Origin of the sequence: Cryobacterium sp. PAMC25264, assembly GCF_019443325.1 — a bacterium.
Classification (GTDB): Bacteria; Actinomycetota; Actinomycetes; order Actinomycetales; family Microbacteriaceae; genus Cryobacterium.
Window position 1 is genome coordinate 1,516,485 of sequence record NZ_CP080383.1, and the last position, 13,748, is coordinate 1,530,232.

Genomic DNA, 13,748 nt, shown 5'->3' on the forward strand with positions numbered 1-13,748 from the left:
ACTAGCCTGGCGGCTGGAGCTCCGTCGTGCTGATGGGTGCGGCGCCGGCGCTCTGCCAGAAAGTGCCGGGGAGTTCGCGGTTCTTCGGGGTCACTGGCTTCGTGGAGAGCTTGCGTTTGTAGAAGCTCAGCATTTGCCGCATGTTTTCGACGACCGAGGCGAGTGCGACGACGATGTAGGTGAAAGTGTTGCCGCGAACGGCGCGTTTGTCGGGGTTGGCGATGTCTTCATACTGGCTTCGCTTCAAATTGCGGTTCGCAGATTCGACGCCGTTTCGCATGCTGTAGGTGGTCCGCCACTGCTCGTCGCCGTACGGGTAGTACTGCTCGTGCTTAAGGCCGCCAGCATTGGGGTCATCGTCCTGAGCTGTCGGGAGTTCCATGAGAACACTTTGACCTTGCTGGGCCTTGGGCTTTAGCTTCCATGAGGCATAGCCCGGAGCTTCCGTGGGAATCGTGTATCGGCGGGTGCCGGCAGAATTCATGCGCCCCTTTGCCTTGAGCCTGTAAAGTTCACGCCGCCCTAACTGTTTGGCATAGAGCGTTTCCGCCTGGTGCAGCACGCGCGAACTGTTTCCGTATTTTTTACGGGCGTCCTCAATCGCCAGGGTAGGGTTCTCATCGGTTCCAGATTCTGGATCGCCAAAGTGAGGGCTGCGTAGGGCTCCACGGAGCTTGCCCTCGTCCTTAGTGTGAGCCGCTTCGGCTTTCGCTAGTTTCGCCGCGTTTTCGCCGTGCGTCTTCCGAACCTCTTGCACGGTCTTGTCGGCGTTGCGAAGAACCTCCGGGAGGTTGTCGAGATACCAGGTGCCCGATACCTGGATGAAGCCGCGCGGATCGTGTGCTTTCACACCAAGGTCCGTGTCCTTGTAGTCGCAGACGAGTTTGGCCCCGAGCTTGCGCGCTGGCACCTGAAACTCTGCGTACTTCGCACCGGAGTAGGCGCGGTCCATGATGACGAAGTTAATCCTGCGGTCTCGCTCGGCCAAAGCGGTTAGGAGGTTCAGCCCCTCCCCAATGATTGCGCCGGGGATGTGGAAGCCGAGGGCGGTGGACAGCAATGGGAACTGATCGACGTCACCAGGCTGGTTGGGTGTCAGCCGTGCGATTTCTATCTCGACGCCCCACAAGAGTTTCTCGACAGAGCGGCCTTTCTGTTTCCGCGTTGAGTCGGTCTTCTTGAAGGCCCGAGCGTCTGCGTGAGTAACGGCGCCGTGGCTGCCCTCGCGTCGGTAGAACCCGCCGTCGGGGTTGGCGGTGCGCCGGTTCCCCTCGAGGTTTCGGGAGGAGGGATTTCCGACTTTTCCCTGGAGCGGGACGAAAGTGGCGTCGATGGCGTGGTTTCCGTCGGACCGGTCACGAAGTTCCTTGGGGAGAAGGAGCCAGGATCCGTGGACGAGGTCGTTGGCCAGTTGCCACATCCTGGTGCGACGGACAGCGCAGTCTGCGGGGTCGCGCTTGGCTTTGACTCGTCGGTACTCGCCTTCTGTCAGGACTTTATCGCGCCGGCCCGGGAACTCATCGACGAGTGCGATGAGTCGTTGTAGGGCAGACCAGATGCGTTCATAGACGCGGTCGTCCATGCCATCGTGGGTGAGGTGGAGCACTGTGCGTTGCCACGGGCTGAGCTGCAACAGGGTTCGGGTTAGCTCTGTGATCAACGTTGGGCGCCCAATCCGGATTTGCAGCAGGATCAAGCTCAACACAGCTGTCTCGTCCAGAATCGGTTTCCGGCCAGCAGCCGAGAGTGAGTCTTCGGCTCGCCAGGCAGTAAGGACGTGTCTGGTGCGGGCGGCCCTGAGGACCCGGTCAACTTCGGTGACGGCGAGTCCAATGGGCTCTGTGCGAGACTCGCTGAGGTAATCGCCCATGCGGTGTCCGAAGGTGGTGACCATCCAATTCTCGGCGAGTTCGCGCTGGCTAGCGTCCGTGGGGCGTGTCATTTCTTGCCCCGAAGCTGCGAGGCTCGTGCTTCGTCGCTCGGCCGTGGCACGTAGCTTGCCAGGCGTGAAATGGATTCCAGTGATTGCAGGCCTGCCGCCTCCATCAACGTGAAGACGTCAACGCGATCCGTCATCTGTTGCACCAGCCAGGTGTTGCGTAGCCGGCGCACGCGAACCGTCGGGGTGCCGGTGGGCCGCGAGGTGCGACTTACAAACGCACTTACGACGTTCGTTTCAGTGCTTGTTCGATTGGGCAGGAACACGAACGCTGCGCTGGGCAGGTCCAGGATGGTTTTGGCAAGGCTCTTCTCGTAGCGCGCCCTAAGGGTAATGCTGCGGGCGCGACCATCGTTTGTGACCGTGATGGTGACCACGCGATCGGGGCTCACGCTTACGGACTCTCGTCGGAGCGAAGCAATCTCGGCAGTGGTGAGGCCGGCGCCGGCGCCGAGCGAAATCAGGGTGCTGGCACCACGTCGCATGTAGGCAGTGCGTTGCCCTGCAGCCCAGCGATCCAGTGCCACGAGCTCGTTATCGTCGTATGGGCTTTCTAGGGTGCGCTCGTTCAGCGGCATCGGATTGCGCGGGTTTGCTTCCGGGTTCACTGCCTCCGCCACGCGAAACAGCCAGGCGCGATAATTACGCCTGGTGCCCTCCGACAACTCCGGCAAATTTTCGCGCACGTAGTGCTCGATCAGTTCCCGGTTGAAGATGATCGTCGCGTCCAGGTCGGCACCGACGACGAAGACCGCCCAATACGCGAAGTGAATGCTAGGTCCGAGCAGCGCTTCGACTGAGTATTTGGTCTGTGGCAAAGCTAGAGCCACCGCATCCTCGACAAATGGGCGGATTGCATCCAGCTGCTCGGCGGGCAAGTCCGGCACGTAATCGGCCATCTTTTGAGCACTCAGAGCGGTCAACGCAGCACGCGCCGCCGCCATCGCGACACGAGCCTCCGCATTGGCCTCACCGCCCCGCAACGTCATCCTGGCAGCCGCCAACCCCGGATCATCAACCGCAGACCCAAAACGAAGCACCCGCGCTGCGCTGTCGTACGACACGCCCGTCGGCGTCGGCAGCGTGGCTCGGCGCTTTCTTGACTGAGCAGAAATCGGTGAGCCGGCATGGGCCGCACATTTCTCGAGGGAACGTGCAGCAGAAGGGAGCGTGGTGGGGGTCATGCATATGTGCGTGTGCGGCGATCGATAGCTTCCCTGCCGATGCAGTGGTGCATTTCCTGCATGAATGGTGCATAAATGTGCTCATGCCTCGGCTAGCCTCTGGACCGGTCGATATTGGGTATGCTGAACTCGTGCCCAGGCCTCCTAAACCCGGCGGCGCGGTGTTTGAGCCGCGGTCCGCCGCCTCCCATAAGAAGTTTGGCCGCTCCAGCTCGCGCCTCACGTCCGGTGCGATCGAGAGTCCTCAGCAGGCCGCGGCTGAGTTGCAGCACGCAATCACCAACCGGATCCGCGAGTACCTCCTGGACCAAGACACCGATCTCAAGGCCTACTGCGAAGCCACGGAGCTCCCCCTGGGCCTGAACTATGGCCGCTTCCAACGCATCAACCGCGGCGAGACCATGATGACCCTCACCGACCTCATGTACTGGGTGGATCAGATTCCCGGGCTCGCAACCTACATCGCCGACACGATGGGTGCTGTCACAGGCGCAAACGATGCCCGCACTGACGGTTCGGCGACTACCGGTGGATCGGCGCGGGACGACGACTACTAACATGATTCGTTCCCTAGACACCGGAATGAGAGCAGCGTGGGCGGCATAGCTGCCTCGCCTAAGGAACTTCGGCGGCCGCAACACCGTAATTGCCATCGGGGTTCCCTGCAGATGTGGAATGGGTTCAGCGAGACTATCCACCGCCACGCCCTCGTTGAGTGCGTGCAGGAATGCACTCCTGATTTGGCGAGACTGACGAACCTAGGCGCTGGGCTACCGACAAGGTCGACTACACACAGCCGCGGGCTGCGAACAGTCCCACTGAGCGCCAGCCAAGTGCAGTACAAGGCGCATCACGGGCAACGTTAGCCCTCTGACCGTTAGCCGGTACGTCGAGTGTCGCTAGAGGCGCTCGAACGGTTCTGGGATGCCCAGTTCATCGTCCTTATTCAGCAGGAGTATCTCGGGCTCGCGGTGAGCGAGGACGGCGGCGGCGCTCTCGCCGAGGAGGCGCCCTGATTTGCGGTTCAGGTTCGCGGAGGACCCATCGCCCAACGTCACCTCGGTCGTTACGGCCATCGTAATTGTTCCCCCTCCGAGAAGGTGCTCGATCATCCGCAGGTGAAGCCGCCGGCTCGTTAGCGCGTGGGATCTGTCGCGCTTGGCGGCTCTGTACTGCCCGGTTCGCTTGCTGAGGTTCTTCGCTTCGCCGATGTACAGCGTTCGATGCCCCGACTCGATCCCAAAGTCGAAGCGGTATATCCCCGGGCAATCCGGCAGGATCGGAAACGTGGGATACCCGGCCGAATCAACGGCGACAGCACCGGCGAGCCGCCAGGTGAGGCTCAAGGACATCGTGATTGTATCGAGTACCGGGGCGCTCGACGGGTCGAATTTCGGCCCTACAGGTAGGCTCGCCCGTCTCGCTGGTTTGGCGCCGCCCGCGGTGGTCCCTAGTGCGAAGCCGAGGTCCCGGAAGTGCCGTCGTGCCGCCCCGGACCTAAAGAGAGTCCGATCCATTCCCGTCGAGAGCGCGAATGCCTCCACGACTGGCCAGCACACACCCTCGACGTCAACCCAATGGACACTTATATTGCCAGGAGAGCGCCCTCTCAATCGCTCACGGACGACGTCCTCCGTTAGCGTGATTCGCCCACTATCGAGCCTGAGGTTCATGAAGCGCTGTGTGGGGCACCGGTGGCTGATAGCAGTTCGTCTCGAACTCGCAGCGACGGTAGTGCCTTCACGATTGCGACGGTCTCTACACTGACCGTCACAATTCGACCGAGGAGATCCAGGATGTAGTCGGGGTCGTCGTGCTCGGTAGCCCAGTCGTTCGGGTCGTTGACGATCCCGCTGTCTTTGTCGGTCTTCACCCGGTAGCGCTCGATGATCCATTCAATCGCCGACCGAGAGCCGAGCATGTACTCGTGCGCCTCGTCGGGGACACCGCGGACGGTGATCCCATCGCTATATCGGATCGTGGACTTGTCCCAAGCACCTGCCTTGCCGCCGAAGCGCATCTTCTCTACACGCTTGCTGGCGTCAGGATCTCTTTCGATATCTAGCGGGTATAGCGCAGCCTCTTCGTAGCGCAGGTGCAGGTCGGCCAGCTTGGCGCCCGCCTTGGCAAAGTCCCAGAAGTCAGAGGGCTCTGCGAGCTTCGGGATGCGCGGCAGCATCTTCTTGAGGTCCGCGGCGTAGGTCGTCCGATAGTCCGGGGAGTGCAGGAGGCCGTAGACAAAGTAGAAGACGTCGTCCTTGGTTACATCCATTCCGATGTGAGCGCCGTACAGCTCCTGATACTCGGCGTGAACCTCGTCCGTGATGTTGTCCAGGCGGGTAAAGGGCTCAGCGTCGCCAAAGATATCGAGTTCAGACTCGCCCGCACGCGGTTCGTACGTATAGCGAGCGAAGTACTGTCCGCCGCTTCCTGCGCCAGTGACATGAAGGTCAGGGATCGAGTCAATCATCAGAACCGAAAACGGAACCGCCGATCCCATGCCAACGTAGTAGAAACCCACGTTGGGCTGTTCCGCCGTGGGGAACATCTTCGGGAGTTGGTAGCGACGTTCATTGAGCCGCGAATCGAAGACGACGTGTTGCTTGAAGAACGGGCGGTAGACGGCGACTACGGGGGGAAGCGGTAACTCAATACGCGAGCCACGCTCAGCTTGCTGGCGGAGCCCACCGCCCCAAGCGATTCTGGTTGAGTCGTTAGAGACGGCTCCATCAGTGGCCGCGTGGGAGGCTTCGACCTGCTCGTTATAGAACTCGACCATGCGATCAACATTCTCAATGACGGCGGTGCGTGACGAGTTGTAGACCCAGGCGTCTCTCGCGGATGCAAGCCCGCGCGAATACGCGGAAAACACTGCAGCGCTCGGAGTATCGCGATCACCGATCGGCGTGAAACCCGCGAAGGTGTCATCGCGTTGATTTAGCCAGTCGCCCGCAGTGTTGGGGGTGAGTGTGCCCCACGGGACGCCGGTGATGCTGCCGTATTCGGTAACGAGGGCGAGTTTCTGATCGCGTGTGAGGTAGTCCCCGATGTCTCGGTAGAGGAGCCTGCCGTGCTCTAGGGAGTCCGGGTTCTTCACGAAGACGGAGATCGCCACCGTGGCCCGACTTCCGGAGCCGAATACCTTCCCGCCCTCGCGGCGAGATTGTTCCCCAGATGTTCTTTGATTTCCGCGGAGATTCAATATATAAAGCGAGCTGAACTCCTCGGCCAAGCTCTTTCGGAGGCCGTCAGCGGTGTTGCCGTCGAGGTAGCCTCCGTTGGAAACGAAGGCGACGACGCCGCGGTCTTTGACACGGTCGCTGGCCCAACGGATAGCGCGAATGTAGGAGTCGTAGAGGCTGTTCTTATTTTGTGCGGTGGATTGGGCGGCGTAGGTAGCGGCAATCCGTGCATCCAGGAACGGGTATTTGAGGTTCTGGTTGTTGTCGTTGGCGCTGTCTTGGCCGGCGGAGTAGGGCGGGTTTCCGACGATGACACGGATGTCGAGAGCATTCTGAGCCTTGACGCGGTCGTTATTGTCGCCGAAAATACCGTGGTCGTCGTACCGGTCGTCATCTTCGGAGGATTGGAAGGTGTCTGTGAGGACGATACCGGGGAACGGTTCGTAGCCCTCGACTCCGTAGCTATCGGCGTGCGCACCGCCGGTGTCTTGGACGAGTCCGTGGAAGGTCTCTTCGATATTTACGGCGGCGACGTAGTAAGCGAGCAGCACGATTTCGCTTGCGTGCAGCTCGTACCGGTATTTGCGTACGAGGTCGGCGGGTTTAATCAGTCCAGACTGCAGGAGCCTGACGATGAAGGTTCCGGTGCCCGTGAAGGGGTCGAGCACGTGCACGCCCTTGTCGGAGAGCGTGGCGCCGAACTCGGCACGGAGGACATCGTCAGCACTTCTGAGGATGAAGTCAACGATCTCGTTCGGGGTGTAGACGATACCGAGGCGTTCGTGGGTGTCCTTGAAGGCACCAGAGAAGAACTTTTCGTAGAGCCGCTTGATGGTGGTCTGCTTGCCGGCGGCATCGGTGATGCCTTTGACGCTGCGCCGGACGCTCGCGTAGAACGGTTCGAGTTCGTCGGTTTCGGTTTGTAGGTTGCTGCCTTCGAGAGCGTCGACCATACGTTGCATGACCTGGGAGACCGGGTTGTTCGCGCTGAAAAAGTAGTCGCTGAAGAGCGCGTCGAATACGGGGCCGGTGATCAGGTGCTGGGAAAGCATCTCGATCGCGTCTGCCTCGCTGATCGAGGGGTTGAGATTGTCCTGTAAGCCGCCGACGAATTCGGTGAAGTCGGCGCGGAGGTGTCCGTGGGATCCCAGCACGAGGCTGGTGATGCGGATTCTTTGCCGCCGTGCGATGTCGGAGATGTCCCGAGCCCAGTTTTCCCAGTAGTCGCGTTCGCCGACCTTTTCAACGATCTTTGCATACATCGCTTCGCGCCAGTCGGCGCCGATCGATGACCAATCCATCGCCACCGCCGTGCTGTCCGGTGTCTTGGATGTCTCGGAGCCAGGTTCTGCGTCAGGGTTCCAGGGTTCTCGTGAGTCGATGAATTGGAGCTGGGGGTCGCTGCGCCCGTTGAGGTCGAGTTGTTCGATCTTGGCTTCGAAGCGTTCGTCGTGGGCGCGCAGGGCGCGCAGCACATCCCAGACGACTTTGTACTTAGTGTTGTCGTTCAGTGCCTGCTCGGGGGTTTTGTCGGCCGACACGGCGATGGGAAGGATGATGTACCCGTAGTCCTTGCCGTCGACCTTGCGCATGACGCGGCCGACGCTCTGGACGACATCGACTTGGCTGTCGCGGGAGTTGAGAAAGATGACGGCGTCTAGCGCGGGAACGTCCACGCCTTCGCTCAGGCAGCGTGCGTTGGTGAGGATGCGGCAAACGTTGTCTTCGGGATCGGTTTCTGCTTTGAGCCAGTCGAGCATTTCGTTGCGGATCATGACGTTCATGGTGCCGTCGACGTGCTGGGCTTCCAGCCGCAGCCGCGGGGTGCCGGCGATCTCGTGGTTGTTGTTCTGTTCGGCTTCAGAGGGGAAGGCTACGCCGTGCGGAATGGTCAGGTGGCCGTCGTAGCCGTTGAGCATGGACCTGACTTTTTGGCTGTCCTTGATGGAACGGGAGAACGCGACGGCCCGGCGCAGAGGCGCCCGGTCTGCGGCATCGGGGCCGAGTCCTTTGACACCGCGCTTGGCCAGGCCGTTGTAGATGCCCACGATCCGGGCCGCGTCCGGGATGTTGAGTTCGCCGTCAGCGGCGAAGGACTCCTGGAACCCGGCACCGATGGTTTCTTCGTCGACGGCGAGCACCAGCACCCGGTAGTCGGAGAGGAGGTCTCGCTCGACGGCCTCGCCGAAGCCCAACCGGTGGAACGTCGCCCCGAAAGCGGCCTCGTCGTCCATGCTCACCAGGACGGCGTTCTTCTCTGATGCTTTGGAGCGGACGGCCTCACCGTAGATCTTCGGTGTCGCGGTCATGTAGAGGCGCTTTTTGGTTTTGATCGCGTTGTCGTCGTGCACACGGAGGAATACGGATTCTTTGCCCGCGGCCAGCGTGAAGCCGGCCGTTCGGTGTGCCTCGTCGCAGACGACGAGGTCGAACTCGCCCAGACCAGCAGCTTGCGCTTTGGCAACCACATCAATCGACTGATAGGTAGAGAAGTACACGGTGAGCCCGTCGAGGGTCTCCGCCTTCGCGACCTCGCCGAGGAGCTGCTCTGTGCTGGTTGTCGCCGGGTAAGCCAGATCCGAGACGGAATAGTCCTCGGCATACTTACCAACTTTGGAGTCGGAGCAGATCGCGAACGCGCGCAACGGCATCTGTCGTTCCGCAGCCCACTCCTTCAACGTCTGGGAGAGCAACGCGATCGAGGGAACCAGGAAGAGCACGGAACCGCCGGGGCCGGCGATTGCTTCCGCTGCTCGAAGGCTTGTGAAGGTCTTGCCGGTGCCGCAGGCCATGATCAGCTTGCCGCGGGGAGAGTCCTTGAACCCCTTAATCACGTCGGCGACGGCCTGCTCCTGGTGTGGGCGTAGGTGCTTCGATGTTGGCGGGGCCAGGTCGTCTGGTTTGGCGAGGGAGTATTTTGACCAGTCGACGTCGGATTGGGCGAGCTCGTCCACGCCGATCCGGGCTGTGGCGACGTGCTGGCCGACTAGAGCATCTTCAGCATGCTTGGACCACTTGTCCGTCGTTGAAATGACCAGCCGGCTGGTGAAAGGGTACTTTCCGGAGGCTGTGAAGAACGAGTCGATGTCGCCCTTGTCGATGGAGTGTGTGGGCGCATAGAACTTGCACTGGATCGCGCACACTCCGTCGCCGTAGCGTTCCTTGGCGACGAGGTCGATGCCGGTGTCGGGCTTGCCGTTGCGGCCAGGCCAGTCCTGCCACAGCCACACGTCCTCAAACCGTGCCGTCCACACCGGATCCGTCGTCAGGTAGGCCCGTGCAAGACGCTCAAGCAGAAGCCCCTTCTCGCGTGTATCGCGCGCCATCAGCGCGTATTCGTCAAGAAGATCGTGAATTGTCGTCATCATCAACTGCTCCATATCGCGTTCGCGCACGCGAACCCCCGGAGGCCTTGCGGGCCTGCTCCCAGACTAGGACAGGGCATCACACACATACGCCAACTCCCCCACGAGTCCCGCGCGCAAGCCGGTTGGACGACGACAGAGAAGGACCTGTGGGCATCTGCCGCATTAGTCCTGGAATTAGTCGAGCGCCTGGGTGCGCCGGCTCAAACGGCGGGAGACGGATCTCTTCTGGGCGGATTGCCGGATCTGCCAGCCGACTACCGGTTCCATCTCGCACGATCTTGCCTCGCAGCAGCGATCACCGTTCTGAGGTCGCCCGCCCGCGTCAGCTCCGCGGAGGAACGATGACCGAAGCGGTGGACGGCAACTCCCAACCAGAGTGCGTCACGAGCGCAGGTCGTTTTAGGGACGGGGCGTGCGGGCTGCGTCGTTCTCGCCCTCGGGGAACAGACGATTCTCGATGGGCGAGCCCAGACGGTTGGCTCGCCCACGTCGGGTCGCCATCCCTTATGGTTGCGGGTCGTTCGCACCGTTCCCGGGTAAGTCTGCGCAATTAGTCCCCCACTTCTCCGTCTCGCTGGCCGTTTCGGCGTATCCGATGCGGTCGGGACACAACGAGTCACGCTGGCCGGCCCGCACTGGGGACAGCGGCGTACTGCACTGCGTCAGTAGATTGATGGGTGCGCACTGGCGCATCCGCGAGCGGCTGAAAGGCCCCTTGCGGAATACACACTTGAGGAAAGCAGCATTAGATGAACAAGAGAGTCGTGCAGCGCCGTGACGACGGGGACTGGGAAGTCCGAACTCCCGGCGCCGACCGTGCGAGCGCAATCGTGCCCACGCAAGCCGCAGGCATCAGCCGCGCGCGCGACATTCTCGCGGGTTCTGGAGGTGGCGAGCTTCAAGTCCGCGCTCTCGATGGCACGATTCGGCAGCAGGACACCATCGCCCCTGGCAGCGATCCGCGTGGGTCCAAGGGCTAGCCAGTCCAGTTTGGAGCCGCATTTCAGCCGGCGGTCTCGGCGCCGGAGTGACTATGCTGCGCTTGTCGTACGCCAACAATGATGAAGGCTTTACCCGTCTTCGACGGATTTGGGCTCGAGCGTCCTCGACAGCTTAGGAAGGTAACCCGTGAGAGACCTGTCCAGTTCTTGGCTGGAGCTAATCTGCCCCTTGTGCGGACAAGCGGTCGCGCTGGACAACACCGTCGTCGTTTCGCACTACAACGGGGAGATGTCGTGTCCGAGTTCAGGCGATCGCGCCCAGGTGCCCCAGTACGAAATCAGCACAGCGTACGAATGCCGCGACTGCGGGCGAATGACTAGAAGCAATCTCAAGACCGGCATCGTGTACTCTCACAACCTGCCGGATTCCACTGAGGTGTGCATTTCATCCGCCTCATATCTCGGGAGGATCGGTCTTTCGCTCCAGTTGGTCTTACTCCCGGCGGAGCAGGACGAGCTTCCAACCCCGAAGCTCTCGACCTCGCGAGTTTCACACGCCCGCGAGTACCCCGTGTCATCCGGCGAGAGCGTCAGAACCGTTGGTGGCGGCCTCCCTGGACTGGGCAAGCGGTGACCGGATCTGGTGACCGATAACGGCGCATATGCCAGGGGGCCACTTGTGCTGCTCACGTTGTCCGCCACGGAGAGTAGGGTCCTGCCTACATCCGAATGGGTACAGCGAACCGCTGCGGGCCAGGCCGTTCCACCGCAGTACGCTGAGCACACATTCCTTGGGGGAAATCAATGCGGAGTATCCGACCAGCGCTCATCACGGCTCGGGGCGTCACTGCCAGCAGCAATCACCGCCTGCAGCGCTCTCACCACGTTGTAGGACGAGTCGGTGCAGTGCATTGCGGCTCCTCGTACAGCGCTAATGCGTGACGTGGAGGCAGAGAGCATGGACGTGCTGCTCGACGGTGGTAGGACGGCCATAGTCAAAGACGTCTTCGCGAGCCTCTTGGGGAACTCGGTAGTGAATGGGCGTGTCCCGTTCCTTCGCGCGTTGGAGACATCAGAAATATCCTTCTCGGATCTGGTCGAGCTCGCCCGCAAGGCAGAGATTCCGTATCCGCTCTTCTTCGCGCCGCTGGAGCTTGTGCACGCGCAGCTTGGCGCGAAGACGGAGAAGCTCCTGCAGGGCGTGGCACCCGGGACCTTCACTGTGAGCTCTCGCACGAGTGTCGAGCTGCGGGACGTGGAGCTGATTGTGAAGGATCTCCTCCGCAAGCAAGCGCTGGTGAGAAAACATGACCCGAGTCTCGTCAAGAACCCGATCGCAGGCCTCCTCCGACGTGAGGGGCGCACTCCGAAAGAGGAGGCGAAGGCCCTACTTGATGCTCTTGGACTCGATTTGGCGGTGATCCGCGGCGCACGCACTAAGGCAATCGCTCTCGACTTGATCATCGAGCGACTCGAGTCGAATCAGGTCTTGGTCTCTCGCAGCGTTCGGGGCTTTATGCCGCAGTTGCTACAGGTGAAATTCAGCGGTATGACTGTCCGCGACTCGAAGGTGCCCTACATCTTTCTTGCAGGGGGCGATCATGGCGACGATCAGGAACCCATCGGGCGTCAGATCTTCACCCTGGTCCTAATGGCAGTGCTCGTTGGACGCGGGATCTTCGCCCCGGTCACTTACGACGCAAGCAGCACCGCGCCGCAAGCGGGCAGGGAGTATGACATCGTCGGCGAGATCCTCATGCCGGCCGACGAGGTCAAGCTCGCACGCCTTAACACCCTTGAAGAAATCAAGGCGGCGGCGGACTCTTTCCAGGTGACTCCGAGCGCGATGGCCGTTCGAGCGATGCGACTCGGCCTGATGACCGCTGAAGTCACACGGGAAAACCTAAGAGAGCTCGCGGCGGAGTACCGGAACCGTACAAAACCTCAGCCTCGCTCACCCAAGCCTGTCAACGCGATTCGGAAGTACAGCGGCCGGGAGCTCACCTCTCGTCTACTCGCCGCTGTCGACGCGCGGAAGCTGACGGAGCGGGAGTTCTGCCGCGTCGTCTGCCTCAACCGGATCAAACCGAGCGAGCTGCACGAACTGAGAGCGGCGCTCCGGTGAACGACCGTATGTTCCTGATCGACAACAACGCTCTCTCCCACCTGACGCGAGCCCAGCGCGACAGCCAATTCTTCCTCCAATGTTGCAGAATCCCAACCGAGGTAATCCACGAAGCGAAGGGACACCCGGATTGGGAATCCTTCAAGGCATTCGAGTATCCGACCACGGGCAAAGTCCTCAGCGCACTTCGCGAGGTCATGGCCAGCGTGCCAACCGACGACAGGACGCTCGTAGACCTCTACGCCAACAAGGGCGGTGCTGACCCGGTGCTTGTCGCCTGTGCACTGGACGGTGAGCGCGACAACTTCGAGCACCTATTCGGGCCGTCCTGGACGATCGTCTCCAACGACAAAGCGGTCCGGGCCAAGGCAGAAGAATTCGGCATCCAGGCGCTCACACGCGACCAGTTCGCCGACGAGACGAAGGACGCCTGGGGTGACTAACTAGCTGACCATCCTGTGTTCTGGTGCGACGGCTCGTGACCGCCTTAGAAAAATCTTATAGCTGCCGGACCGGTCAGTGAGCAGGCTCATGCCTCCGGCTCGATCGCTAAACGGTCCGATCAGCGCCTCCCAGGACACTGCACGATCCGGGTCCCGTGCCGTCGGCCTAGACGTCCTCACGAAAGGCGCCCGCCGCCACGGTCCTCACCGAAGGCGTGATCGGCTCCCGCGCCCACCTCTCGTGCCAGCCGACTACCGGTCCCATCTCGCGCGATCTTGCCTCGCAGCAGCGATCACCGTTCTGAGGTCACCCTCCCGCATCAGCTCCGCGGCAGAACGATGATCGAAGCGGTGGACGGCCACTCCCAACCAAAGCGCGTCACCCCACGTATCGGTCCTGTCAGGATCTATCACGGCCAGGACCTCGGCCAGCCCTGTCAACGGCTCCATCTTGGGCCCGATCTGGAAACTTGGGTAGTCTTCACCCTCTTGGGTCCGGGTCCGAAGGACCCTGCCGCTGGCCACGAGTTCCTCGAGCTGCTCAGACGTCACTGCGAGCACACGCA

8 protein-coding genes are annotated in these 13,748 nt (G+C 61.5%); 4 read left to right on the forward strand and 4 right to left on the reverse strand.

What is annotated here, in order from left to right; genetic code table 11:
* Position 1: 1 nt before the first annotated feature.
* Both KY500_RS06965 and KY500_RS06970 read right to left on the reverse strand, forming a co-directional pair.
* Positions 2–1,705 (reverse strand): hypothetical protein, encoded by a 1,704-nt coding sequence (locus KY500_RS06965; protein ID WP_219902886.1) that lies wholly within the window; start codon positions 1,703–1,705, stop codon positions 2–4.
* Positions 1,706–1,938: 233 nt separating this feature from the next.
* On the reverse strand, positions 1,939–3,123 hold the full coding sequence (locus KY500_RS06970) for a hypothetical protein (protein ID WP_219902887.1): 1,185 nt from the start codon (positions 3,121–3,123) through the stop codon (positions 1,939–1,941).
* Positions 3,124–3,254: 131 nt separating this feature from the next.
* On the opposite strand from KY500_RS06970, the gene KY500_RS06975 reads away from it, so the two are divergent.
* Positions 3,255–3,680, forward strand: coding sequence for a hypothetical protein (locus tag KY500_RS06975; RefSeq protein WP_219902888.1), 426 nt, complete (start codon positions 3,255–3,257; stop codon positions 3,678–3,680).
* Between the two features lie 342 nt (positions 3,681–4,022).
* Here KY500_RS06975 and KY500_RS06980 read toward each other — a convergent pair whose 3' ends face one another.
* Positions 4,023–4,469 carry a hypothetical protein gene (locus KY500_RS06980; RefSeq protein WP_219902889.1) on the reverse strand — a complete coding sequence of 149 codons (447 nt, stop codon included), beginning with the start codon at positions 4,467–4,469 and terminating at the stop codon, positions 4,023–4,025.
* A 323-nt stretch (positions 4,470–4,792) separates the two neighbouring features.
* Positions 4,793–9,700 (reverse strand): DEAD/DEAH box helicase, encoded by a 4,908-nt coding sequence (locus KY500_RS06985; RefSeq protein WP_370626903.1) that lies wholly within the window; start codon positions 9,698–9,700, stop codon positions 4,793–4,795.
* A gap of 722 nt (positions 9,701–10,422) precedes the next feature.
* Here KY500_RS06985 and KY500_RS06990 point away from each other — a divergent pair.
* The 3 genes from KY500_RS06990 to KY500_RS07000 all read left to right on the forward strand — a co-directional run bounded on the left by KY500_RS06990 (position 10,423) and on the right by KY500_RS07000 (position 13,182).
* Positions 10,423–10,653 (forward strand): DUF2188 domain-containing protein, encoded by a 231-nt coding sequence (locus KY500_RS06990; protein ID WP_219902890.1) that lies wholly within the window; start codon positions 10,423–10,425, stop codon positions 10,651–10,653.
* 919 nt (positions 10,654–11,572) lie between these two features.
* The gene (locus KY500_RS06995) at positions 11,573–12,739 is read left to right on the forward strand and encodes a hypothetical protein (RefSeq protein ID WP_219902891.1); all 1,167 of its coding nucleotides are present in this window, start codon (positions 11,573–11,575) and stop codon (positions 12,737–12,739) included.
* A gap of 8 nt (positions 12,740–12,747) precedes the next feature.
* Positions 12,748–13,182 (forward strand): hypothetical protein, encoded by a 435-nt coding sequence (locus KY500_RS07000; protein WP_219902892.1) that lies wholly within the window; start codon positions 12,748–12,750, stop codon positions 13,180–13,182.
* The last annotated feature ends 566 nt before the right edge of the window (positions 13,183–13,748 follow it).

What these genes read in the sequence shown, in the direction of transcription:
- KY500_RS06990 (WP_219902890.1), top strand. Translation starts at nt 10,423, where the DNA reads ATGAACAAGAGAGTCGTGCAGCGCCGTGACGACGGGGACTGGGAAGTC.
- KY500_RS06995 (WP_219902891.1), top strand. Translation starts at nt 11,573, where the DNA reads ATGGACGTGCTGCTCGACGGTGGTAGGACGGCCATAGTCAAAGACGTC.
- KY500_RS06970 (WP_219902887.1), bottom strand. Translation starts at nt 3,123, where the DNA reads ATGACCCCCACCACGCTCCCTTCTGCTGCACGTTCCCTCGAGAAATGT.
- KY500_RS07000 (WP_219902892.1), top strand. Translation starts at nt 12,748, where the DNA reads ATGTTCCTGATCGACAACAACGCTCTCTCCCACCTGACGCGAGCCCAG.